Origin of the sequence: Actinomadura coerulea, assembly GCF_014208105.1 — a bacterium.
In the GTDB taxonomy this organism is placed as follows: Bacteria; Actinomycetota; Actinomycetes; order Streptosporangiales; family Streptosporangiaceae; genus Spirillospora; species Spirillospora coerulea.
On sequence record NZ_JACHMQ010000001.1, the window covers coordinates 3,782,972 to 3,805,234 of the forward strand.

20 protein-coding genes are annotated in these 22,263 nt (G+C 73.4%); 5 read left to right on the forward strand and 15 right to left on the reverse strand.

Going from position 1 to position 22,263, the window contains the following annotated elements:
• Position 1: 1 nt before the first annotated feature.
• The 3 genes from BKA00_RS17380 to BKA00_RS17390 all read right to left on the reverse strand — a co-directional run bounded on the left by BKA00_RS17380 (position 2) and on the right by BKA00_RS17390 (position 2,657).
• Positions 2-832 carry a rhodanese-like domain-containing protein gene (locus tag BKA00_RS17380; protein ID WP_230298704.1) on the reverse strand — a complete coding sequence of 277 codons (831 nt, stop codon included), beginning with the start codon at positions 830-832 and terminating at the stop codon, positions 2-4.
• A gap of 74 nt (positions 833-906) precedes the next feature.
• Positions 907-1,983, reverse strand: coding sequence for an alkaline phosphatase family protein (locus tag BKA00_RS17385; RefSeq protein ID WP_221493959.1), 1,077 nt, complete (start codon positions 1,981-1,983; stop codon positions 907-909).
• 92 nt (positions 1,984-2,075) lie between these two features.
• Positions 2,076-2,657, reverse strand: a complete 582-nt coding sequence (locus BKA00_RS17390) for a DUF5998 family protein (protein ID WP_185026304.1) — start codon at positions 2,655-2,657, stop codon at positions 2,076-2,078.
• A gap of 88 nt (positions 2,658-2,745) precedes the next feature.
• Between BKA00_RS17390 and BKA00_RS17395 the strand changes: the two genes are divergently transcribed.
• Complete coding sequence (locus tag BKA00_RS17395) at positions 2,746-3,036, forward strand: hypothetical protein (RefSeq protein ID WP_185026306.1); 291 nt, start codon at positions 2,746-2,748, stop codon at positions 3,034-3,036.
• A gap of 57 nt (positions 3,037-3,093) precedes the next feature.
• Here BKA00_RS17395 and BKA00_RS17400 read toward each other — a convergent pair whose 3' ends face one another.
• Complete coding sequence (locus tag BKA00_RS17400) at positions 3,094-5,532, reverse strand: GNAT family N-acetyltransferase (RefSeq protein ID WP_185026308.1); 2,439 nt, start codon at positions 5,530-5,532, stop codon at positions 3,094-3,096.
• A gap of 168 nt (positions 5,533-5,700) precedes the next feature.
• Here BKA00_RS17400 and BKA00_RS17405 point away from each other — a divergent pair, with 168 nt between their 5' ends.
• Positions 5,701-6,624 carry a carbohydrate kinase family protein gene (locus BKA00_RS17405; RefSeq protein ID WP_185026310.1) on the forward strand — a complete coding sequence of 308 codons (924 nt, stop codon included), beginning with the start codon at positions 5,701-5,703 and terminating at the stop codon, positions 6,622-6,624.
• 12 nt (positions 6,625-6,636) lie between these two features.
• Here BKA00_RS17405 and BKA00_RS17410 read toward each other — a convergent pair whose 3' ends face one another.
• Together BKA00_RS17410 and BKA00_RS17415 are read right to left on the reverse strand one after the other, a co-directional pair.
• Positions 6,637-7,662: a LysR family transcriptional regulator gene (locus BKA00_RS17410; protein ID WP_221493192.1), complete on the reverse strand. Its 1,026-nt coding sequence runs from the start codon at positions 7,660-7,662 to the stop codon at positions 6,637-6,639.
• Between the two features lie 562 nt (positions 7,663-8,224).
• Positions 8,225-10,318, reverse strand: a complete 2,094-nt coding sequence (locus BKA00_RS17415) for a RecQ family ATP-dependent DNA helicase (RefSeq protein WP_185026312.1) — start codon at positions 10,316-10,318, stop codon at positions 8,225-8,227.
• A gap of 151 nt (positions 10,319-10,469) precedes the next feature.
• Here BKA00_RS17415 and BKA00_RS17420 point away from each other — a divergent pair, with 151 nt between their 5' ends.
• Genes BKA00_RS17420 through BKA00_RS17430 form a run of 3 tightly spaced genes read left to right on the forward strand, consistent with a single transcriptional unit; the run spans position 10,470 to position 13,394 of the window.
• Positions 10,470-11,840 (forward strand): threonine/serine exporter family protein, encoded by a 1,371-nt coding sequence (locus BKA00_RS17420; RefSeq protein WP_230298703.1) that lies wholly within the window; start codon positions 10,470-10,472, stop codon positions 11,838-11,840.
• A 57-nt stretch (positions 11,841-11,897) separates the two neighbouring features.
• Positions 11,898-12,224, forward strand: a complete 327-nt coding sequence (locus tag BKA00_RS17425; RefSeq protein ID WP_185026314.1) for a hypothetical protein — start codon at positions 11,898-11,900, stop codon at positions 12,222-12,224.
• Between the two features lie 9 nt (positions 12,225-12,233).
• Entirely contained in the window at positions 12,234-13,394 is a 1,161-nt protein-coding gene (locus BKA00_RS17430; RefSeq protein ID WP_185026316.1) for a DUF6745 domain-containing protein, read from the forward strand.
• Positions 13,395-13,542: 148 nt separating this feature from the next.
• On the opposite strand, the gene BKA00_RS17435 is transcribed toward BKA00_RS17430, so the two are convergent.
• The 9 genes from BKA00_RS17435 to BKA00_RS17475 form a co-directional block, all read right to left on the reverse strand.
• Entirely contained in the window at positions 13,543-14,397 is an 855-nt protein-coding gene (locus BKA00_RS17435; protein WP_185026318.1) for an STM4011 family radical SAM protein, read from the reverse strand.
• On the reverse strand, positions 14,398-15,678 hold the full coding sequence (locus tag BKA00_RS17440) for an STM4012 family radical SAM protein (RefSeq protein ID WP_230298702.1): 1,281 nt from the start codon (positions 15,676-15,678) through the stop codon (positions 14,398-14,400). It lies immediately after the preceding gene.
• Complete coding sequence (locus tag BKA00_RS17445; protein ID WP_185026320.1) at positions 15,675-16,475, reverse strand: STM4013/SEN3800 family hydrolase; 801 nt, start codon at positions 16,473-16,475, stop codon at positions 15,675-15,677. Before BKA00_RS17445 ends, BKA00_RS17440 begins: the two co-directional genes overlap by 4 nt.
• On the reverse strand, positions 16,463-17,533 hold the full coding sequence (locus BKA00_RS17450; protein ID WP_185026322.1) for an STM4014 family protein: 1,071 nt from the start codon (positions 17,531-17,533) through the stop codon (positions 16,463-16,465). The genes BKA00_RS17445 and BKA00_RS17450 overlap by 13 nt, the downstream gene beginning before the upstream one ends.
• Entirely contained in the window at positions 17,530-18,483 is a 954-nt protein-coding gene (locus BKA00_RS17455) for an STM4015 family protein (protein WP_185026324.1), read from the reverse strand. The genes BKA00_RS17450 and BKA00_RS17455 overlap by 4 nt, the downstream gene beginning before the upstream one ends.
• A complete protein-coding gene (locus BKA00_RS17460) occupies positions 18,480-19,457 on the reverse strand; it encodes an STM4015 family protein (RefSeq protein WP_185026326.1) in 978 nt (325 codons plus the stop codon). Before BKA00_RS17460 ends, BKA00_RS17455 begins: the two co-directional genes overlap by 4 nt.
• Before the next feature lie 91 nt (positions 19,458-19,548).
• Positions 19,549-20,364: a MetQ/NlpA family ABC transporter substrate-binding protein gene (locus tag BKA00_RS17465; protein WP_185026327.1), complete on the reverse strand. Its 816-nt coding sequence runs from the start codon at positions 20,362-20,364 to the stop codon at positions 19,549-19,551.
• A 29-nt stretch (positions 20,365-20,393) separates the two neighbouring features.
• On the reverse strand, positions 20,394-21,050 hold the full coding sequence (locus tag BKA00_RS17470; RefSeq protein ID WP_185026329.1) for a methionine ABC transporter permease: 657 nt from the start codon (positions 21,048-21,050) through the stop codon (positions 20,394-20,396).
• Positions 21,047-22,069, reverse strand: coding sequence for a methionine ABC transporter ATP-binding protein (locus tag BKA00_RS17475; protein ID WP_185026331.1), 1,023 nt, complete (start codon positions 22,067-22,069; stop codon positions 21,047-21,049). Before BKA00_RS17475 ends, BKA00_RS17470 begins: the two co-directional genes overlap by 4 nt.
• Between the last annotated feature and the right edge of the window lie 194 nt (positions 22,070-22,263).

The window sequence follows — 22,263 nt, forward strand, 5'->3', positions numbered from 1 at the left end:
GTCAGCCGTCGCCGGTGGCGACCGGGTTGCCGGGATCGGCCACCCAGTTCGACCAGGACCCGACATAGAGGGCGGCCGGGATGCCGGCGAGGTGGAGGGCGAGGATCTCGTGGGCGGCGGTGACGCCCGAGCCGCAGTAGGCGCCGACGTCGAGCGCGTCGGTCGCGCCGAGCTGCGCGAACCGCTCGCGCAGCAGGCCGGGTGGCAGGAAGCGGCCGTCGACGCCGACGTTGCCGGAGGTGGGAGCGTTCCGGGCGCCCGGGATGTGCCCGGCCACGGGGTCGACCGGCTCCTGCTCGCCGCGGTAGCGCTCGGCGGCGCGGGCGTCCAGCAGCACGCCCGCGCCGGCCAGCTCCGCGGCGCCCTCGGCGTCCAGGACGGGCAGGCGGCCCGGGTCGGCGACGAAGTCGCCCGGCTTGGCCTCGGGCTCGTCGGTGCTCACCGGGTGTCCGGCCTCGGTCCACGCGCGGTAGCCGCCGTCCAGGACGCGGACCTGTTCGTGCCCGAAGTAGCGCAGCGACCACCACACCCGGGCGGCGGCCGTGGAGTCGGCGTCGTCGTAGACCACGACCAGGCTGTCGGCCGAGACCCCGGCGCGGCGCATCGCCGCCTCGAAGTCGGCGGGACCCGGCAGGGGGTGGCGGCCGCCGGGCCCCGGAGGCCCGGCCACGTCGCGGTCGAGGTCGAGGAACACGGCGCCGGGCAGGTGCCCCCTGCGGTAGGACTCGATCCCCGGCGGACCCGCCAGATGCCATCGGACGTCCAGCAGGACCACGTTCGCCTGCCGTCGGAGCAGCCGGTCCAGCGCGGGCACTTCGATGAGAGGGTGCACATCGCCAGTTTGGCCGCCGTTGCCCCGATTAGGGAGGGGCGATTCCGGGTTCATCTCAACTCCGCGGGGTGGTCTCAGGGCCGGGACGCGGTGAGCAGCGGCACCAGTTGCTCGGCCGGGACGAGGGAGCCGTGCATGCCGACCATCGAGTCCAGCCACGGCTCCCGTTCGGACGCGACGATCGCGAGGTCGGCGTGCGGGACGGCGACCACGTCGCCGATCCGTTCGAGCATCCCGAGGCCGAGCGCGCCGAACCAGCCGTCCTCGACGGCGTGCTCGCGGCTGACGACCCACGCCCGGCCGCCCAGCGTCGCCGTCCAGGCGGCGAGCACGTCCGCGTGGGCGCCCGGCTCGCTGTAGACGTAGCGGGCGCGGGCGTCCCCGCCGAGAAGGGCGACGCCCTCCGCCAGCGCGGGGACGGCGTCGGCGTCGATCCGCTCGTCCGGGTCGACCATGCCGTGGTCGGCGGTGACGTACAGGGACGACCCGGGCGGCAGGACCTCCGCGATCCGCTGCGCGAGCAGGTCGACGAACCGCAGCTGGTGCCGCCAGTCGGCGGAGCCGACCCCGTACCGGTGGCCGGTCGCGTCGAGGTCGGCGTGGTACACGGTGACGTAGGCCCGGTCGCCGCGGCGCAGGGCCCGCTCGGCGCGGCCGACGAGCTGGCCGAGGCCGCCCGCCGACACGTAGCGGGCGCCGCGCGTCGTGGCGCGGCTGAGGCTGGACCCCCGGTACAGGGGACTCGCCACGTACGCGACCTCGACGCCGTCCGCGGCGGCCCGCCCGTAGACGGTCGGGACCGGCTGGAACGTCTCGGGGTCTACGGTTTCGTCCCGCCAGCGCAGGCAGTTCAGCAGCCGCCCGGTGCCGGGGATCGCGATCTGCACGCCGAGCAGGCCGTGCGCGCCGGGCGGGGCGCCGGTCGCCAGCGAGCCGAGGCTGCTGACGGTCGTCGCCGGGAACCCGGCCGTGATCGGGCCGCCGTCCATCGCGTTCAGGAAGGGCGCCTCGCCGGGATGGGCCCGCAGCTGCTCCCAGCCGAGACCGTCGACCAGCAGCACGCAGACGCGCGGCACGGCGGGCAGGCCCAGGACGTTCGGCGCGTCCGGGACGCCCAGCGCGGCCAGCGCGGAGGACGGCAGGTCGGACAGCGCGGCCTCGCCGTACCGCGGGACGGGCGGTTCGGGGAGGGCGGACCCCTCCCCGGGGCCGGACCCGTCGCGCCGCTCGGCGGCCGCCTCGCTCACCGCGCGGTCACGGCGGACAGTTCCTCGGCGAAGGCCAGCACCTGGCTCACGGCGTCCGCGCCGTCGGCGGCCTCGCTGACCCGCAGCGACAGGTCGTCGGCCGTGACGCTGCCGGTGTAGCCGTGGTCGGCCTCGCAGTTCTCGTCGCCGCACGTGGCGGGTTCCAGGTCGATGTGGGCGATGGCGCCCCAGCCGATGGTCAGCACCACCTCGGTGGGCGGCACGCCGGGCACGTAGGACGCCGGGTCGGGGACGACCCGGGTCACCGCGACCGACTGGACGCGTTCGAGCTTGACGGCCTCGGTGGTGGTGGACGCGTGCGGCCGCGTCATGCCCTCGCCGGGCGGGTGCTCGTCGGTGTGGCACACCAGCAGCCGGCTCGCCGACAGCACGAGCACGGTCACGTGCCGCCGCACCTCCATCGCGGGGTCGAAGGTCGCCTCGTGGTGGACGACGTAGGCGGTGACTCGCTCGTCCCCGACGGCCGACTCGACCGCGTCCGCGACCAGGGCCGGGTAGTAACCGCTGCGCTCGATCGCCGTGCGCAGACCACTGACGGTCGCTCGGGTTTCCCTCATGGCCCCATCCTGCCCTGTCCGGGGCCGGACGCGCACATGACCGCCGCGGCGCGCGGTCATATGTCGGTGTGCGGGGTAGAGGGGGGGCATGGACGAGCATCCACTGCCGACCCCGCCGCCGGTGCCGCCGCCCACGCCGGACCCGGCGCCTCCCCCGCAGCCCCCGGTGCCGCCCGAGCCGCCGCCCGGCCCCGCCCCGGGGCCCGCGCCGCGGCCGCCCGGGCCGATCCCGCCCGGTCCCTCGCCGGAGCCGGTGCCGCCCGGACCGCCGCCCGAGCCGTCCCCGCCCGCGCCGGGGCCCGAGCCGATCCCGCCGGGGCCCGCGCCCGACCCCGTCCCGCCGACGCCGGAGCCCAGCCCTCCCCCGCCCCCGGACTGACGCCGGGCACGCCGCGGCCCCGGGGCCGGTGTCCGGCCCCGGGCCCGCGGACCGGACTCACAGCCGGCGCGGCTCCAGTTCGGGTCGCGGCCCGAGGGGGCGCTCCAGCGTGAGCGTCACCGCCCGCACCGCGACCCCGGACGGGCCCACCATGACGGGGCTCAGCTCCAGCCGCCCCACCTCCGGAAGGTCGTAGCCGAGGCGCGACGCGCGCAGCAGCAGTTCCTCCAGGGCCCCGAGGTCCACCGGATCGGCGCCCCGGTGCCCCAGCAGCAGCGGCGCGGTGCGGATCGCGCGGATCATCTCCGCCGCCTCCGCGTCCGCCAGCGGCGACAGGCGGTACGCGCGGTCGTCCAGCAGCTCGGCGGTCTCGTCGGCGATCCCGAACGAGACCAGCGCCCCGAACGAGGGGTCCTCCCTGACGACGATGCGGGTCGCGACCCCGTCCGCCCCGCCGGCGAGCCGGATGCCGTAGCAGGCCAGCAGCTCCGCCGCCTGCTCCGGCGCGACGTCCACGGGACCGCCGTCGCCCAGCCACGCGGCGACCAGCTCCCGCGCCCTGCCGCGGTCCACGTCCTCGAACACCGGCATGCGGCCGGGGGGACGCCGCCGCCACCGCGCGTACCGGATCACGTACGCCAGCGCCCGGACGGCGTCCTCGGGCGCCGTGTAGGACGGCACGGACCCCTCCGCGGCCATCCCGTCCGGGCCGGTGACGCGCAGGTCGGCGGGCATGCCCTCGGTGCCGAGGTAGGTCGCCACGATCGGCTTCCTTCCCTCGGCGGCCAGCCGCAGGATCCGCTCGGGGACGCGGACGTCGTAGCCGCCGATCGTCGGGGGCGTGAACAGCGCCACGACCGCGTCGACCGTGTCGTCGTCCAGCGCGCCGGCGAGGGCGGCCTCGTAGTCGTCGGCGTCGGCGCGGGGGCCGAGGTCGATGCGCGGCCGGACCTGCAGCCCGAGCGCGACGGCCTCGTCCTGCGCCAGCAGGCCCAGCGAGTTGGAGTTGTCGATGATCGCGATGCGGTCGCCGGCCGGGAGGGGCTGGTAGGCCAGCACCTGCGCCACGTCGAACAGCTCCGCCAGGTCGTCCACCCGGATCACGCCGGCCTGCTCGAACAGCGCGCTGACCGCGTGGTCGGGCAGCGTGAGCGCCCGCGCCGCGTGCCCGATCGGGACGCCCTGCGTGCTGCGCCCGCTCTTCACCGCCACGATCGGCTTGCGGCGGCCGAGCCTGCGCGCCAGCCGCGCGAACTTGCGGGGGTTGCCCAGCGACTCCAGGTACAGCAGGACGGCCCTGGTCGCCGGGTCCTCCTCCCAGTACTGCATCAGGTCGTTGCCGGAGACGTCCGCCCGGTTCCCCGCCGAGACGAACGTGGACAGCCCGAGGCCGCGTGCGGCCGTCCGCTGCAGGATGGCGATGCCCAGCGCGCCGGACTGGGAGAAGAACCCCACCGGGCCCCGCCCCGGCATCGTCGGCGCCAGGGTCGCGTTCAGCCGCACGTCGGTGTCGGTGTTGGCGATGCCGAGGCAGTTGGGGCCGACGACCCGCATCCCGTAGGCGCGCGCGAGCCGCACCAGTTGCTCCTGGGCGGCCCGTCCCTCCTCTCCCACCTCGCCGAAGCCGGACGACACGACGACCAGCCCCCGCACGCCCTTGCCGGCGCACTCCTCCACCACCTCGTGGACGGCGTCGGCCCGCACGGCCACGACCGCGAGGTCCACGTCGTCCGGGATCTCCAGGACGGACGCGTACGCGCGAACCCCCGCCACGGCGACCGCCGTCGGGTGCACCGGGTAGACGGGGCCGCTGAAGTCACCGGCGAGCAGGTTCCGCAGGACGGTCTGGCCGACGCTGTGCTCGGCCCGGCTCGCTCCGATCACCGCCACCGACCGCGGGAACAGCAGCCGCTGGATCGAGCGCGCCTCGGCCCGGTGCTCGCGCGCCGTCATGACCTCCAGGGAGGTGTCGGTCGGCTCCAGGTCGAGGACGAGCTCGATCACGCCCTCCTCGAAGCGCTGCTCCGCCCGGTACCCCGCCTCCCGGAACACCCGGGTCATCCGGCGGTTGTCGGGCAGGACGCTGGCCACGAACCGGCGCACCCCCCGCTCGCGCGCCGCCGCCGCGATGTGCTCCAGCAGCACCGCGCCGAGCCCGCGGCCCTGGTGCGCGTCCTCCACGAGGAACGCCACCTCCGCCGTCTCCCGCCGGTCGGTGAGCAGGTCGTAGCGGACGACCGCCACCATCTCCCCCGCGATCGTGGCGATGAGCGCGGCGCGCCGGTCGTGGTCGACGGTCGTGAAGTGCTCGACCTCGCGGTCCGACAGCTGGGGGCGCGGCGAGAAGAACCGGTAGTAGATCGACTCCGGGGACAGCCGCGCGTGGAACGCGCGCAGGAGATCGGCGTCCTCGGGCCGGATGGGACGCAGATGGGCCGTCCCGCCGTCGCTGAGGACGACGTCGGCCTCCCACTGATCCGGATAACGCTCGGTCACGTACCCGAGGGTAAGGCACGGATGCGTCACGGCCCCGCGACGAAAAAACCGGCTTCCTCGGTTTCGCTGCGCGTTCGAGACCTAATCCGGGCTCCGAAGCTGTTACGGTCGAGCACACGCCCAAGAATTGCCGCTCGCGCGGGCCGTGTTGATCGAGGTGATGACTCCATGACGCGCGTGGTCGTGGTCGGCGATCTTATGACAGACACCGTGGCGCGTGCCGCGTATCCCCTGGCCAAGGGGAGCGACACGCCCGCCGCCGTGACGACGCACGGTGGCGGCTCCGGCGCCAACGTGGCCGCATGGCTTGCCGTGGAGGGGACCGACGCCGCATTCGTCGGCCGCCGCGGCTCCGACATCGCCGGCCGGAACCGGGACATGGAGTTGATGGGCTACGGCGTCGACGCCCGCCTCGTCATGGACCAGGAACGTCCCACCGGCACCTGTGTGGTCATGGTCACCCACAAGGGCGACCGGACGATGCTGTCGGACCCCGGCGCCAACGCCGCCCTCCTTCCGGAGGACATCGAGCGCTGCAAGGACCTGTTCTCCGGAGGCACCCACCTGCACCTGTCGGGTTACGCCCTGATCAACGAGGGGTCCCGCAAGGCGGCCATCCACACTCTGGAGATCGCCCGCAAGACACAGATGTCGGTCTCTGTGGACGGCGGCTCGTCCTCCCCGCTCAAGCGGATGGGCGCCGAGCCGTTCCTGGAGTGGACGCAGGGCGCCCGCCTCCTGGTCGTCAACGCCAAGGAGGCCGAGATCCTCACCGGCCGCGACACGCCCGAGCAGGCCGCCAAGGTGCTGACCGCCTGGTACCCGCAGGTCGTGATCACGAGCGGTGCCGACGGGGCCCTGTGGTACACCAACGGCCGCCCCGAGCCGGTCACCGTCGCGGCGGAGCCCGTCGAGAAGATCATCGACGGCACGGGCGCCGGCGACGCGTTCGTCGCCGGGTTCCTCCCGCCGTGGCTGGACGGCAAGCAGCCGGCCGACGCCCTCACCGCGGGCTGCCGCCTGGCCGCCCGCGCCATGCAGCACCTGGGCGCCCGCCCGACCCTCGACGTGGTGGACAACCAGATCAAGTAGGGCGGGGGCCGCTCAGGCGAGCGGAGTGTAGGTGCGGACGTCCTCCCTGACCGCGTCCCAGAGGCGGTTCAGGGGGTGGCCCGCGTCGTAGCGTTCGAGGTCGGCGCGGCGGACGAAGGCGCCCGTCATGAACTCGGCCTTGGGCTCGAGGTCGTCGTGCAGCCCGATCGCGCGGAGCGGGACGGCGTCGGGGTCCTCCTGTGCGGCCATGCCCCGCCCGATCGAACCGGTGACGATCATGCAGCCGCGCACGAACCCGGACCGCAGCAGCGACAGCCCGTAGTGCACGTCGTCGATGTCGGCGACGACGTTGAGCCGCTCGCGGAAGTTCGTCCCGTACCAGGTGGCGAGCAGGTCGGCGACGAGCCCGGCGGGCGGCACCACCAGCGGGATCCGCCCGAGGCGGCTGGTCCGCACCGGGGTGCCGGGCAGCTCGCCCTCCGGCAGGTTGGTGAGCAGCAGCGCCTGGCCCCGGGCGTACTCGACGACCTCGTACTCCTGGAGGCGGAGGTCGCCCTCGGGGGTGCTGACGATGCTGCCGCAGATCAGGTCGACCTGGCGGGTCTCCAGCCGCGACCACAGGTCCTTGGTGCGGACGTGGGCGACCTTGAACTCGACCTCGCGCTGCCGGAACTCCTCCGACACCCGGTCCCAGGCCCGGGAGACGATCGGCAGGGTGAACTCGGTGGTGCCGACCGTCAGCATGCGGCCGAGGCGGCGCCGGCTCCAGTGAATGGACTCCATCCATTTCTCGAACGTCGTGCGCGCGAGTTCGACCGTGGTCTCCCCGGTCGGAGTGAAGAGGTAGTCCTTCCCGCGTCCCTGCCGGACGGTCAGGACCTCGCCGCACAGCACCTGGCTGTTGCGGTTCAGCGTGTCGAGCTGCTTCTGGACGCTCGACTGCTCGCGCCCCAGCACCCGGGCCGCCCGCAGCGCCGAGCCCGTCTCGTGCACCACCAGCAGGGTCCGCAGCTGGTCGAACGTCATGTCGAGCAGGCCCGGCGGGCACTCCAGCAGCGAGTCGAGGGTCGGGGGCACGGGGAGGGACATTACTACCTCTCTCGGGGACCCACGGAAATGGCCGCGGGGCCAACTAGGCGGGAAATGATGACATTTCCGCCTGAACTTATCTCAAGATGTTCTCCTAAACAACTGGACAGAGTTTTCTAACCTCTAGAACACTTTCCCTCGAGCCGCTCCACCGCCGCCGTCACCCGTCCCACTCCCAGGACGGCGGCGCTCCCGGGCGCGCCCCGGCGGTGCCGGCCGCCGGGGCCGCCGCCCGGCGCCCTGGTCTCCCGTTCGCCGCGGCTCTTCTCCGCCGCGGCGCCGGGACCGGACGCCGGCCCGTGCGCGGGGCCGCGCGCACGGGCCGGCCCGAAAACGTCCCGCCCGCGCCCACGGGGGCGCGCGGGCGGCACACCCCCTCCGGGCAGGCATCGGGGCCCCGCAAGGGCCCCGGTGCAGCGCCCTGGTCGGCACCAGGGCACGCACTCACCACGGCGCCCGCTCCGCCAAGCCGGGACGGAGCGGCGGTGGGCCGGGCGCTGAGGTGCTGCGGGACGGGAGGCCGGATGGCAGGCGGAGCGTCGGCGCGGAGTCAGGTGGGGGTGGCCAGGACCAGGGGAAGGGTCGATCGGGCTCCCGCCTCCTTCAGAAGGCGGGTGGCCACGGTCATCGTCCAGCCGGTCTCTATGCGGTCGTCCACCAGCAGGATGTGGCCGGGATTGTCGGTCAGGGCCTCCGCCAGGTCGGTGGGGACGGTCAGGGTGTGCCAGACGGAACGCAGGCGCTGGGCGCTGTTGTGGCGGCGCGGCACGGGCTCGCCGACGGGGACCAGTTCGCCCAGGTAGGGAAGGCGGCCGATCTGGGCGATGCGCTGCCCGAACGTCGTCACCAGGCGGGGGCGAGAGCGGGAGCCGATGGTGACGACGCCGGTGGGGCGGGCCGCCCAGTCCCAGGCGGCGAGGACCTGGACGACGGCGTCCACCAGGTCGGCGGGGACGTCGGTGTCGCCGGCGGCGAACAGGTCGCGCAGGCGGTTGCCCCAGCCGATGTCGGTGAGGCGGCCGAGCGCCCGGCCCGTCTCGGCCTGGAGCTCGGGCTTGATGCGACCGGACACGCCCAGGTCGTCCTTGACGCCGGTCGGCCACATGCGGCGGGGGGCGATGTCGACGCCGGGGCGGTGCAGGCGGTCGCGGGCGCGGGTCGCGCTCTCCTGGGTGACGTCGGTGGGCCAGTGGCGGCCGGTGCAGTTGTCGCAGCGGCCGCAGGGGGCCGCGTCGGGATCGTCCAGCTGGCGGCGCAGGAACTCCTCGCGGCAGCCGGAGGCGGCGATGTAGTCGAGCATCGCCTGCTGCTCGCGGCGGCGTTCGGCGGTGACGCGCTCGTAGCGCTCGCGGTCGTAGGACCAGGGCTCGCCCGTGGACGTCCAGCCGCCCTTGACGCGGCGGGCGGCGCCGTCGACGTCGAGGACCTTGAGCATCATCTCCAGGCGGGCCCGGTTGAGGTCGACCAGCGGCTCCAGGGCCGTGGTGGACAGCGGGCGGCCGGCCGAGTCCAGGACGTCCAGCGTGCTGCGGACGACGTGCTCCGGCGGGAAGGCGAGGCTCGCGAAGTAGGCCCAGATGTCGCGGTCCTCCCGGCCGGGCAGCAGGATCACCTCGGCGCGGTCGACACCGCGGCCCGCGCGTCCGATCTGCTGGTAGTAGGCCACCGGGGACTGCGGGGCGCCCACGTGGACGATGAACCCGAGGTCGGGCTTGTCGAAGCCCATGCCGAGGGCGCTGGTGGCGACGAGGGCCTTGAGCTTGTTGTCGTGCAGGTCGCGCTCGGCCTGGAGGCGTTCGGCCTGCTCGGTCTGGCCGGAGTAGGCGGCCACCTCGTAGCCGCGGTCACGGAGCCACCCCGTGATCTCGTGGGCCGCCGCGACCGTGAGGGTGTAGATGATGCCGCTGCCCGGGAGGTCGCCCAGGTGCTCGCCCAGCCAGGCGATGCGCTGCTCGGCGGTGGGCAGGTTCACCACGGCGAGGTGCAGCGAGTCGCGTTCGAGGGGGCCGCGCAGGACCAGGGCGTCGTCGCCCGCGAGCTGCTCGGCGACGTCCTTGGTGACGCGGGCGTTGGCCGTCGCGGTGGTGGCGAGCACCGGGATGCCGGGGGGCAGGTCGGCCAGCAGGGTGCGCAGCCGCCGGTAGTCGGGGCGGAAGTCGTGGCCCCAGTCGGAGATGCAGTGCGCCTCGTCGACCACGACCAGCCCGGCGCCCGCGGCGAGCTTGGGCAGGACGAGATCGCGGAAGTCGGGGTTGTTGAGCCGCTCGGGGCTCACCAGCAGGACGTCGACCGCGCCCTCCTCGACCTCGGCGAAGACCTGGTCCCAGTCGCCGGTGTTGGAGGAGTTGATCGTGCGGGCGCGGATGCCCGCCCGGTCGGCGGCGTCGATCTGGTTGCGCATCAGCGCCAGCAGCGGCGAGACGATCACGGTCGGGCCGGCGCCGCGCTCGCGCAGCAGCCGGGTCGCCACGAAGTAGACGGCGGACTTGCCCCAGCCCGTCCGCTGGACGACGAGGGCGCGCCGCCGCTCGACGACGAGCGCGCTGATCGCCGTCCACTGGTCGTCGCGCAGGCGCGCGTGGTCACCGGCGAGGGCGCGCAGGCACCGCTCGGCCTCGTCGCGCAGACCGTCCGAAGAGCTCATGCGTCCTTGCTACCAGTGCTTTGGAAGGCATCGCACCAGAATCGCGTTCTGTGGAGAAGGCTGAGGCAGGCCACGGATTGGGGACACCTGGCCGGTGGGTAGCCTGCCAGTCAAGATCGGTTCATGGGCGGGAAGGAACATCGGCGGGTGTATGGGCGCGGCTGAACGCTTGCGGCGGACATGGCAGGTCCTCATGGACGGGTCGCCCCCGGAACCGCCAGAAGACGAGCCCGGTGAGATCGTCGACCCGCGGGCCATCGACCTCGTCCTGCGGGTGGGCGAGCTCCTCCTGGCCAGCGGCGAGACCACCGAGCGCGTGAACGAGGCCATGCTCGGCCTGGGCGTGGCCTACGAGCTCCCCCGATGCGAGGTGCAGGTCACACTGACGAGCATCCTCGTCTCGGCGCACCCGGGAGGGGGCGCGGCGCCGATGACCAGCGCGCGTTCCATCCGCCGGCGGACCCCGGCCTACTGGCGGCTCACCGCGCTGCACCAGCTCGTCCAGGACGCGTCCATCGGCATGCTCGAACTGGAGGAGGCCCACAAGCGGCTCGCGGAGATCAAAAGGGGCGGCCCCCCGTACCCGACCTGGCTGCTGGTGGTGTCCCTCGGGCTCATCGCCGCCTCGGGCAGCGTGCTGTCCGGCGGCGGACCCCTGGTGGCGACCACCGCGTTCGTCGCCACGATGCTGGGCGACCGCACGGCCGCCGCGCTCGCGCGCCGCGGCATCGCGGAGTTCTTCCAGCTCACGGTGGCCGCCGCGATCGGCGCGGCGGCGGCCGCGGTGGTGGTGGCGATGGGCAACCCCGGCCAGGCCGCCACGATCGTCACCGGCTCGATCCTGGCGCTGCTTCCGGGACGTCCGCTGGTGGCGAGCATCCAGGACGGCATCACCGGGGATCTGGTGAGCGCCGGGGCGCGGGTGCTGGAGGTCTTCTTCATGATCGCGGCGATCGTCGCCGGGCTGGGCGCCGTCGTGTACGTCGGGGTCAGCCTGGGCGTGCCGATCGACGTCCGGCACCTGCCGACCCCGTCGGCGAACCTGGAGCCCGTCGCCGTCATCGCCGCCGCCGCCATCTCGCTGACGTTCGCGGTGTCCCTGGCCGCCCCGCGGGACGTGCTGACCACCGTCGCCCTGGGCGGCGCGCTGATCTGGGTGCTCTTCGTGCTGGCCCGCGGATGGCACGTTCCACCGGTGCTGGCCGCCGCCGTGGCCGCCACCATCGTCGGCGTGATGGCGAGCTGGCTCGCCCGCAGGCACGGGGAGCCCGTCATGCCGTTCGTGGTGCCCGCCATCGGCCCGCTGCTGCCCGGGACGGCGCTCTACCGGGGCATGGTCGAGCTGAACACCGGTTCGCCCCAGGCGGGCGTGCTGAGCCTCATCGGAGCGGTGTCCGTGGCGCTCGCCCTCGGCGCCGGAGTGAACCTCGGCGGCGAACTCGTCCGCGCGTTCCAGCACGTCGGCCTGAGCGCGTCCGGCCGCTGGGCCCGCCCCGCCGCCCGCCGGACCCGCGGCTTCTGACCCCCGCGCCGGTCCCGCCGGCGGGGTTCTGTCGGTGGCGGGGGTTACGTTCGCCGCATGTACCGACAGGGAGACGTCCTGATCCTTCCCGTGCCCGAGGAGACGGTTCCGCGGTCCGTCCGCGAACTGCCGCCGTCCCCGCGCGACGGCCGGGGCCGCATGGTGCTCGCCCTCGGCGAGGCCACCGGGCACGCGCACGCGCTGGCCGCGCCGGGCACGCTGCTGCGCACCCCCGATCCGCTCGTGCCCGACCACCTGCACCTGCCGTCCGGCGGGCGCCTGGTGCACGAGGAGCACGCGGCGATCACGCTGCCCAAGGGCTGGTACCGGGTGGTCCGCCAACGCGAGTACGTGCCCGGTTCCGTCCGCGTCGTGGCCGACTGAGGAGGCGGGATGCCGACCGGAACGGTACGCGAGACGCACTTCGTCGTCGGCGACTGGCAGGCGGCGGGGTTCGCCACCGGCCCCGCCGACCGGGCCCGTGCCGAGGCGGGCGTGGCCGCGGCCTACGCCTCCGCCGGGCTGAAGCCCCCCGAGCGGTACCTGTGGGTACCCTCCCCCGCGCGCGGCGCCGTCGCGGCGGCCGTGATCGCCGGGCACGGGGAGGCGCTGGAGGCGGCGGGGCTGGACGACCTCCTCGAACAGGCCCGCACCGACCTCACCGACCTCGGTGACCTCACGGCCGGGCCGAGCGTCCTGACGGACGTGCGCACCCGCCCCTGGGAGGCCGAGCGTGCGGCGGCATGTTCCGAGCAGGGGCCGGAGCAGTGGCCGCGCACGTGGGCCGACACCGGCGGGCTCCTGTGGGACCAGGTGCAGTCACTGGTCGCGCGCGTGCGCGGGGCGTGCGGCGAGCAGGCGACCGGCCGGTCCCTCGGTGCGCGGAGAAGGCGGTCGACCCGGGAGAAGCGCGAGGCCGAAGCGCTGCTGCGCGCGGCCACGCTCGACGCCGTCCTGGGCCAGCACGACGCGCCGTGGCTGGCGTTGTTCGAGTCGCTCGGACGGCTCGACGGCCCGCTGACCGGCCTGGCGGAGGTGGCGCGGTCCGCCGGCTGGTGGTGGCCCTACGAGCGGCTGGTGATCCTGTCGGAGCGGCCGAGCGAGCTGTACCGCGACGAGCCCGGGCGGCTGCACCGCGCTGACGGCCCCGCCCTCGCCTACCCTGACGGGTTCGCGCTGCACGCCTGGCGCGGCATGCCGATCCCGGCCGGCTTCGTCGCGTCGCTGAAGAACCTGACGCCCGACCGCATCTCCTCCGAGCAGAACGCCGAGCTGCGCCGCGTGATGCTGGAGATCTTCGGTTACGACCGGTACCTGGCCGAGACCGGTGCGCGCCCCCTGCACCGGGACGAGACGGGCGTGCTGTGGTCGATCGAGCTGCCGGGCGACGAGCCGGTGGTCATGGTCGAGGTGGTCAACTCCACCCCCGAGCCAGACGGAACCCACCGCACCTACTACCTGCGCGTCCCGCCGGACACCCGTACGGCGCGCGCGGGCGTCGCGTGGACGTTCGGCGTCGACGAGGCCGACTACCACCCCGAGAAGCAGACCTGACCCGGGGGCCGGTTCCGACGATCGCCTGTCCGAACCGGCCCCGTCTCGCCTCACTGATCCCCCAGCTCGGAGAGCGCCCGGATCGGCGCCTCACTCGCCGCCCGCTACACCAGCGGTCCGGGTGGGCGGAGCGGGCGGTCCGTGCAGGTCAGGGCTGGTCGAACAGGGCGGGGATTCGTTCGAGGATGCCGTCGGCGAAGGTGTCGTAGAGGCCGAGGGGTTCGAGGTGCACGTAGCCGATGTGGCAGTCGCACGTGTCGAGAGGGCACGGGCGCGGCGCCAGGGCGGCACGGAACGAGCCGTCGTAGAGGTTCCCCAGGACGGACGGGACGAAATGGCAGCGGCGCACCGTGCCGTCGCCGTCCACGGACACGACCGTGTCGCCCGTCCGGCAGGGCAGGCCGCGGCTGGCGTGCGGGCGGCGGCTCACGGGGAACAGCGGGTCGATCTCGGTCCAGGAGGCGGCCTCGGCGTCGTCGTAGGTGCGTCCCTCGGCCGCGTTGACCCAGAGATATGTTCCGGCGGGAAGGTCGGACCGGAGGCGGCGGGCGGCGTCGAGATGCTCCGGCTGGCCGACGATACCGACGCTGAAGCGGACCCCTCGCTCCGCGAGGTCCCGGCATTTGCCAAGGAACCGCTCGTAGGGAACCTGGCCGGGGTGGTAGGTCGCCCACAGCGCCAGCCGTGTGGGGTCGGCGCCGGCCGTCCACGACACGCGGTGGCTGAGGTTCGTCTGGATCGCGACCCGGTCGACGTGCGGAAGGTGGCTGAGGTCGGTCAGGGCGCGCCGGTACCAGGAGCGGACGAGCCCTTCCCCCCACGGCGTGAAGAGGACCGAGACGCGGTGGCCGCAGCGCGACACCCACTCCGTGAAGCGTTCGAGGGCGGCGCGGTCGGCGCGGAGCTGCTCCGGGGTGTCGCGGCGCTTGGCGAACGGGCAGTACGGGCAGTCGTAGTCGCAACTGGCGAGCGGCCCCCGGTAGAGGATCGTCAGATGGTCCATCTACCGCGCCTCGTAGGACGCCATCAGCGCCTGCACGCTCGATGAGAAGAGCGCCGGTCCGATGGCGTCGGAGTAGGCGAGCCCTTCGGGGGACAGCCGGAGCACGGTCTCGGAACTCTCCAGCCATCCACGTTCGGCGAACGGCTTCAGGTCAGCGGGAAAGTCGTCCATCGGGTCGCTTCCGAAGCGCGCGCGGTAGGCGCGCAGGTCGACGCCAGTAGCTTGCAGGAGGGACTGGACGAGATGCCGCCTGCGGCGTTCCTCGTCGTCCAGTGTGAAGCCGACGCGGGCAGTGGTGAAGTCGGTCTCGCGCACGTAGTCGTCGATAATGGAACGCACCTGCCCGGCTCCGACCGCGTACTCGAACGAGTAGTGGAGGCGGGAGGTGTAGGAGCGTGCTCCGCAGCCCAGGCCGACCATGCCGTCGGTCTGGCAGCAGTACTCCGTGCCGCCCGCGCCTGAGGACGGCAGCCGGAACATCCGCATCGACACCTGCTCGTAGCCTTCGCCGAGAAGGTGGTCGCGGCCGAGCCTGTAGAGGGTGAGGCGCTGGTCGTCCCAGTCTTGGGCGCGGCGTCCGAGGCCGGTCAGCGGGCGGACGTAGAGCGGGTACAGGTAGATCTCCTCAGGACGCCAAGTGAGAGCGGCGTTCAAGGAGTGCAGCCACGTCGCGGGCGTCTGGCCGTCGATGCCGTAGATGAGGTCGATGTTGAGGATCGGGAACCCCACGGCGCGGATGCGGTCCAGCGCGGCCTCCACGTCGGCGCGCTTCTGCGGCCGGACGGCCGCGCGCGCCTCCTCGTCCAGGAAGCTCTGCACACCGATGGAGACGCGGGTGGTGCCGTGTTCGGCGAGGACGGTCAGCCGGTCGGTGGTGGCGGTCGCCGGGGACGTCTCCACGCCCAGCGGGATCGACCCGAACCCGGGGAACCGTCCGGCGATCGCGCACAGCCGTTCCAGCTCGGACGCGGTGAAGTAGGTCGGCGTCCCTCCGCCGAAGGCCGCGGTGGCGAAGGCGGCGCCGTCCAGGGCGTCGAGGACGGCGGTCGCCTGGCGGTCGAGCGCGTCCAGGTAGGCGCCGGTCAGTTCCTCGGGCGCGCCGGTGCGGGTGAAGAGGTTGCAGAAGCCGCACCGCATCTCGCAGAAGGGGATGTGCAGGTACAGGAAGAGCGCGTCGAGCGGCTCCCCCGCCCATACGTCACCCAGCCCGGGTGCCGGTCGCAGCGGACGGTAGGCGGTCTTGTGCGGGTAGGCGTACACGTACGCCTGGTAAGGATTCACGGCAGAACGAACTCCCCGTACGGAACGGTCCAGACGACTTCGTGGCCGATGCGGTGGCCCGTGTGGCCGTCCTCGCCGTACGCCGTCCCGTGGTCGGAGCAGACGATGACGAAGCACGGGCGGCGCATCAGCCCGAACAACCGGCCGATGTGCGCGTCGACATGGCGGAGGGCGGCGGCGTGACTCGCACGGGTGTCGCCGTTCGAGTTCGTGGCGCCGTCCAGGTGGAACCAGTTGGGCTGGTGCAGGGACGCGACGTTCAGCAGCAGGAACAGGCGCCGTTCGGCAGGCAGCCGCGCCATGATCTCGGCGATCCGGTCGATCTGGTTGGGCAGCGACTCCGGGTCGGTCACGCCGAACGCGCGCTCCCAGTGGCTCTCGGCGAAGAGGGACGGCAGCGCCGACCCGAGCGGTGTCAGCTTGTTGAAGAACCCGACGCCGCCCACGCAGACCGTGTGGTAACCCGCAGAGGCAAGGCCCGTCGGCAGGTCGGCGGCGTCGAACGTCCACGTGCCGGGAGCGGTGGTCTCACTGCCCGGGAAGGCGCCGGCGAACAGGCGCGGATGCGGGCCGGGCGACGCGGGCGTCGGCAGGAAGCCGGCCAGCATCGCCGCGTGCGCGGCGTAGGTGAAACTTCCGGGGGTGTGGCGGCGCTCCCAGCGGCCTTCCGGGAGCAGCCCGGTGAGCGTGGGCGTCTCCCCCGCCGCGGCCAGTTCGGCGGCCACGTCGTAGCGAAGGGTGTCGAGAGTCACCAGCAGCACGTCGTGGCTGCCGATGACCTGATTCATGTCGTGCATGCCTGTACCAGCGTCCTGACCTGGGCGCCGTAGGTGTCCAGGCCCTCTGCGGAGCTTCCGGGCAGGCCGGTCAGCCCGGGGAGTAGATCGCCGAAGGCGTTCACCTCGCACACCGCGAACCGCTTCAACCCGAACCCCACGAGCAGGTCGACGCCGACCATCGGGCTGCCCGGGAAACAGGCGGCTGCCCGCGCGCACACGTCCAGGCCCCGCCTCCAGCCGTCCTCCCCTAGGGCGCGCCGCACCGCTCCCAGGTCTCCCCTGGCGCCGCCCAGGTGCAGGTTCGTCATCGGGGTCCGGCTGGTGCGGACGACCGCGTGCGTGGGCTCGCCGCCGATGACGACGACGCGCAGGTCGAACACGCGCCCGCCGAGCGTCGCCTTGGGCAACCACCGCTCGACGTGCAGTCCCTCCGGCGCGAGCAGGTCGATCAGCGCCGCGACCTCGTCCTCGGTCTCGTACGAGCGGACGCGCAGCGAGTTGACCAGGCGGCCGCCGGTCAGCGACGCCGACGTGACGGCCCGCACGCGGCCCGGCGCGGTCTGGAGGGCGACCACGCCGGAGGCGGACGAGCCGTGCGCCGGTTTCACGAACACCCGCCGCTCGCCCGCCTCGTCCATCCGGGAGCGGAGTGCCGCGTACCCGTCGGCCCCGGGCAGCGCGGCCGGGACGGGGACCCCCGCGGAAAGGAGGCGGGCGTGGGTCAGCCGCTTGTCGAACATGACCGCGATCTCGTCGATGTCGCCGAGGACGCGGGCGCCGGACGCCGAGGCCTCCGCCGACAGCCGCCGCAGCGCCGCCGTGAACGTCCGGTGCCAGCGCGCCCCGCCGCCGACCCGCTCGGGCGCGCCGGGGCCGCGCAGCAGCGCGTCGGCCTCGGGGTCCTCGCCGGGCGAGTCGACGCGGACCAGCTCGCCCGCCGCGAAGGAGAGCGGGACGCCGCGCAGCACGTCCGTCCAGCGGACGAGCCGAGGCGCGGGCAGCCCGGCGGACCGGCACGCCGCGGCGAACAGCGCGGGGCGCCGGTCGCCGGGCGTGCCGACCACCGCGAGCGTCATTCCGTCACCGCGATGTAGGAGTCGCTGAAGAACCGGTCCCGGCCCACCCACGACGCCTCCCCCAGCGCGTCGTCGAGATCGAGGTCGACGCCCGGCAGCGCCGCCCGGAGCCGTCCGGCCATCGGCTCGCTCAGGAAGGCATGGTGCAGATCGAGGCTGCGCAGGTGGGTGAGGGGCTGACCGGACAGCAGCGCCTCCGCTCCCCGGTCGGACAGCATCCCCATGGCCAGGCTGACCGACTCCAGGCGGGCGACGACCGGGGCGCTCGCCAGGGCCTCCGCCAGCTCGTCCTGGAACGGGCCGTTCTCCAGGCCGAGGTGCTTCAGGGACGGGAACCGCTCGCCGGTGAAGAAGGGCGCGAAGTCCTCGGCCGAGGAGGACCCGCCGTGCTGGTCCGAGCCGATCCACAGGTCGAGGTGCTCCAGCGCGGGCAGGTCGCCGCCGGCGACCGCCCGCACGACCTCGGCCGGCAGCCCCCCGGACTCGATCCGCAGCACCCTCAGCCGCTCGTGGCGCAGCGGCTCGAACCGCAGGTCGGACGCGCCGCGGATCTCGAAGTGCTCCAGCCCCGGAAAAGCCTCGAACAGCGGCGAGATGTCGCCGTTCTGGATCCAGGAGATGTGGCATTCCCAGTCGAGGATGTCGCCGAAGAACAGCGCGCGCAGGCGGGGGAACCGCTCGGCGTTGTCCACCAGCCACCCCACCGGGTCGAACTCCTCGCGGGTGAACCCCCAGAAGCCGATGACAAGGTGGGTGACCTTCGTGGTGTCGACCGTCTTCAGGAGGCTGTCGATGTTCTCGGGGACCTCCGCGCCCCACACGCCGTTGTCGTGGACGTGGTGGTAGACGCCCCAGGCCACGTCCTCCGGCTCGGGCAGCGGGCCGTCCGGCTCGCCGTCGAAGGTGTGGACGGGCAGGCCCGCGAAGGTGGAGAGGCGTTCCTGGATCATTCCGACACCGCGATGTAGTGCCAGTCGCCGTCCGGCTTCGCCTGGTCGTCCAGGTCGACCTCGACGCCGGGCAGCGCCGCCCGCACCCGCTCGATCATCGCGTCGGACAGGAAGTGGTGGTGCAGGTCCAGCTCGCGCAGGTGGGTGAGCGGCTGGCCGGCCAGCAGCGCCTCGGCGCCCCGGTCGGTCAGGATGCCCATCGCCAGGCTCAGCGACTCCAGCCGGGCGACGACCGGCGCGCCGGCGACCGCCGCCGCGACCTCGTCCTGGATCTCGCTGTCCTCCAAGCCGAGGTGGCGCAGCGCCGGCAGCCGCTCGCCGGACAGGAACGGCGCGAGGTCGGCGACGGTGGCGTCGCCGCCGTAGTTCGCCGAGCCGAGCCACAGGTCGAGGTGCTCCAGGTTGGGCAGGTCGCTCGCGCCGACGGCGCGGACGATCCGCGCGGGCAGCCCGCCCGACTCGAAGCGCAGCACCTTCAGCCTGTCGCTCTTGACCGGGTCGAGGACGAGCCCTTGCGCACCGCGCACCTCCAGCCGCTCCAGGTCGGGGAACGCGGCGAACAGGGGCGTGATGTCGCCGTGCTCGATCCAGGAGATCTCCGCCTCCTCGCCGGTGATGTCCCCGAGGAACAGCGACCGCAACTTGGGGAACGACGCTGCCGCCCCGGTCAGCATCTCCACCGGGTCGGGGACGTTCTCCAGCTCGTAGGACGCGCCCCAGTAGCCGATGATGAGCGCCGTCACCTCGGTGGTGTCGACCGTCTCCATGAACCGCGCCCAGACGTCGCCGAAGGGCTCCTCGTCGAAGGACGTCCCGACGAACCAGGCGGCCTCGCCCGCGGGCGGGAAGTCCTCCCCGCTGACGGGGTCGGTGCCCGCGCCGCGGCCGTCGTCCTCCTCCTCAATGCCGGTGTCCTCGTTGAACGTGGCCACCGGCAGGCCGACGTATTCCTCAAGGTGCTGATAAATGGCCATGGGTCCCCTTCGCCTGATCGTCGGCACATGTCCTATCAGGACCGACGGACAAACCGCGACGCTTTCCGGGGTTCGGAGGCGGGCCCGGGGATCAGGAGGCGATCAGCACCGACCCCTTGTACTTGTCCTCGACGAACTTCTTCACCTCGGGGCCCTGGAGCAGCTGGACGAGCTTCTTCACGCGCGGGTCGTCCTTGTCCTCCGGCAGCGTGACGATGCCGTTGGCGTAGGGATTGCCCTCGGCCTTCTCGGCGGCGAGCGCGTCTCGGTTCGGGGCGAGCCCGGCCTCGATGGCGTAGTTGCCGTTGATCACCGACAGGTCGACGTCCTCCAGCGAGCGGGGCAGCTGCGCGGCCTTGAGCGGCTTGAACTTCAGGCCCTTGGGGTTGCTCGCGACGTCCCGCTCGGTCGCGCTGGTCGGCGCGTCCGGCTTGAGGGTGATCAGGCCGTTGTCGGCGAGCAGCTTCAGCGAGCGGCCCTCGTTGGCCGGGTCGTTCGGCACCGCGACCGTCGCGCCCTGCGGGACGGCCTGCAGGCTCTTCACCTTCTTGGAGTACACGCCGAGGGGCTCCAGGTGCACGGGCGCGACGAACGCCAGCTTCGTCCCGGACTTCTTCTCGAACTCCTCCATGAACGGCACGTGCTGGAAGTAGTTGGCGGTGACCTGCCCCTCCTTCAGCGCGGTGTTGGGCTGCTGGTAGTCGCTGAAGGTGACGATCTCCAGCTTGAGGCCGGCCTTGCCCGCCAGGTCGTCCTTGACGTACTTGAGGATGTCGCCGTGCGGGACGGGGTTGACCGCGACCTTCAGCGGGGCGTCCGGGTCGTCGGAGGCCGACGAGGAGCCGCAGGCGGTGAGGCCCGCGAGCAGGACGGCGGAGGCCAGCGCGGCGGTGAGCTTGCGAAGCACGAGGAGTGCCTTTCTCTGTGGGTTCGGTGCTACTTGTGGGTCAGGCGGCGGGAGGCGAGGTCCCCCGCCGCCTGGATGATCAGGACGATGACGACCAGCAGCGCCACGGTGGAGACCATGACCTTGGTCTCGAAGCGCTCGTAGCCGTAGACGACCGCGAGATTGCCGAGCCCGCCGCCGCCGACCGTCCCGGCCATGGCCGTGTAGCCGATGAGCGCGATGACGGTGACGGTCAGCCCGGACACCAGGCCCGGCCGCGCCTCGCGCAGCAGGACCTTGCCGACGATCTCGCGGCGGGTGGCGCCCATCGCGTCCGCCGCGGCGACGACGCCCGGGTCGACCTCGCGCAGCGCGATCTCGACGAGCCGCGCGTAGAACGGGATGGCGCCGACGGTCAGCGGGACGATGGCGGCGGCGTTGCCGATGCTGGTGCCGACGACCGCCCGGGTGAACGGGATGATCGCCACCATCAGGATGAGGAACGGCAGCGACCTGCCGATGTTGACCACGACGCCGAGCACGGCGTTGATCGGCGGCGCGGGCAGCAGCCCGCCCCGTTCGGTGATCACCAGCAGCACCCCGAGCAGGAGCCCGAGGGCGGCGGTGAACAGCGTCGCGACGCCGGTCATGTAGAGGGTCTCGCGCGTGGCGGGCCACAGCAGCGGCATGACCTCGTTCCAGCTCATCGGGGGTCCTCCTGGACAAGGTCGTCGGCCTGCTCCGCGTTCCGGACCTGGACGGCGAGGCCGGACTCGCGCAGGAACGCCAGCTGCGCGGCGTTGGTCCGGGGGTCGCCGGGCAGTTCGAGCTGGAGCCGTCCGACGCGCTCGCCGCCGACCGTCTCCACCGCGCCGCCGAGGATGTTGACGTCCAGCGCGTACTTGCGGGCGAGCGCCGACACGAACGGCTCGTCGGTCGCGCCGCCGGTGAAGGTGACCTCGACCAGCGTCGTGCCCTCGCGGGGCTCGGCGGGAGGCAGCGGGAACAGGCCGCGCGCCAGCTCCGAGCCGGGCCGGGCCAGCAGCTCGGGCACCGGTCCCGACTCGGTGAAGCGGCCCTCCCGCATGACCGCGGCCGAGTCGCAGATGCGCTTCACCACGTCCATCTCGTGGGTGATGAGCAGGATCGTGAGGCCGAGCCGGCGGTTGAGGTCGCGCAGCAGCTCCAGGATCGAGGCGGTCGTCTCGGGGTCGAGCGCCGACGTCGCCTCGTCCGACAGCAGCACCTTCGGCCGGCCCGCGAGCGCACGGGCGATGCCGACGCGCTGCTTCTGGCCGCCGGAGATCTGCGCCGGGTGGGCCCTGGCGTGCTCGGTGAGCCCGACGAGGTCCAGCAGCTCGGCGACGCGCCCGGCCCGCTCGGCGCGCGGGACGCCCATGACCTCCAGCGGGAACGCGACGTTCCCGGCGACGGTCCTGCTGCCGAGCAGGCCGAAGTGCTGGTGGATCATGCCGATGCCCTGGCGCGCCCGGCGCAGCTCCCCGCCGCGCAGCGCCGGCAGGTCCCGGCCGCCGACCACCACGCGGCCCTCGTCCGGGCGCTCCAGCAGGTTGACGCAGCGCAGCAGGGTGCTCTTTCCGGCGCCGCTGCGGCCGAGCACGCCGAAGACCTCGCCCTCGACGACGGTCAGGTCGACGCCGTCGACGGCGGTCACCTCGCGGCCGCGACCGCGGTAGACCTTACGAAGTTTTTCGATCTGAATCACAGGGAATCACCCATGCGGACGGGGGCCGCCGGACGGGCGGCGTTCGGGACGGATCGGCGATCAGGAATGCGCCGGGCGCCGGAGGGCGCGCCGAGGCGGCGCCGCGCGGGTCAGGAGAGACCGGGCGGGTACGGCGCGTGGCTCAGCAGGTGGCGTTGGAAGAACATGCGCGACTCAGGGGTTCGGAGTTCGCT

Coding starts and splice junctions, on each gene's coding strand:
- BKA00_RS17455 (WP_185026324.1), bottom strand. CDS start 18,483: ATGATCCAGGAACGCCTCTCCACCTTCGCGGGCCTGCCCGTCCACACC.
- BKA00_RS17425 (WP_185026314.1), top strand. CDS start 11,898: ATGTACCGACAGGGAGACGTCCTGATCCTTCCCGTGCCCGAGGAGACG.
- BKA00_RS17415 (WP_185026312.1), bottom strand. CDS start 10,318: ATGAGCTCTTCGGACGGTCTGCGCGACGAGGCCGAGCGGTGCCTGCGC.
- BKA00_RS17420 (WP_230298703.1), top strand. CDS start 10,470: ATGGGCGCGGCTGAACGCTTGCGGCGGACATGGCAGGTCCTCATGGAC.
- BKA00_RS17445 (WP_185026320.1), bottom strand. CDS start 16,475: ATGCACGACATGAATCAGGTCATCGGCAGCCACGACGTGCTGCTGGTG.
- BKA00_RS17395 (WP_185026306.1), top strand. CDS start 2,746: ATGGACGAGCATCCACTGCCGACCCCGCCGCCGGTGCCGCCGCCCACG.
- BKA00_RS17435 (WP_185026318.1), bottom strand. CDS start 14,397: ATGGACCATCTGACGATCCTCTACCGGGGGCCGCTCGCCAGTTGCGAC.
- BKA00_RS17450 (WP_185026322.1), bottom strand. CDS start 17,533: ATGACGCTCGCGGTGGTCGGCACGCCCGGCGACCGGCGCCCCGCGCTG.
- BKA00_RS17470 (WP_185026329.1), bottom strand. CDS start 21,050: ATGAGCTGGAACGAGGTCATGCCGCTGCTGTGGCCCGCCACGCGCGAG.
- BKA00_RS17460 (WP_185026326.1), bottom strand. CDS start 19,457: ATGGCCATTTATCAGCACCTTGAGGAATACGTCGGCCTGCCGGTGGCC.
- BKA00_RS17390 (WP_185026304.1), bottom strand. CDS start 2,657: ATGAGGGAAACCCGAGCGACCGTCAGTGGTCTGCGCACGGCGATCGAG.
- BKA00_RS17405 (WP_185026310.1), top strand. CDS start 5,701: ATGACGCGCGTGGTCGTGGTCGGCGATCTTATGACAGACACCGTGGCG.
- BKA00_RS17430 (WP_185026316.1), top strand. CDS start 12,234: ATGCCGACCGGAACGGTACGCGAGACGCACTTCGTCGTCGGCGACTGG.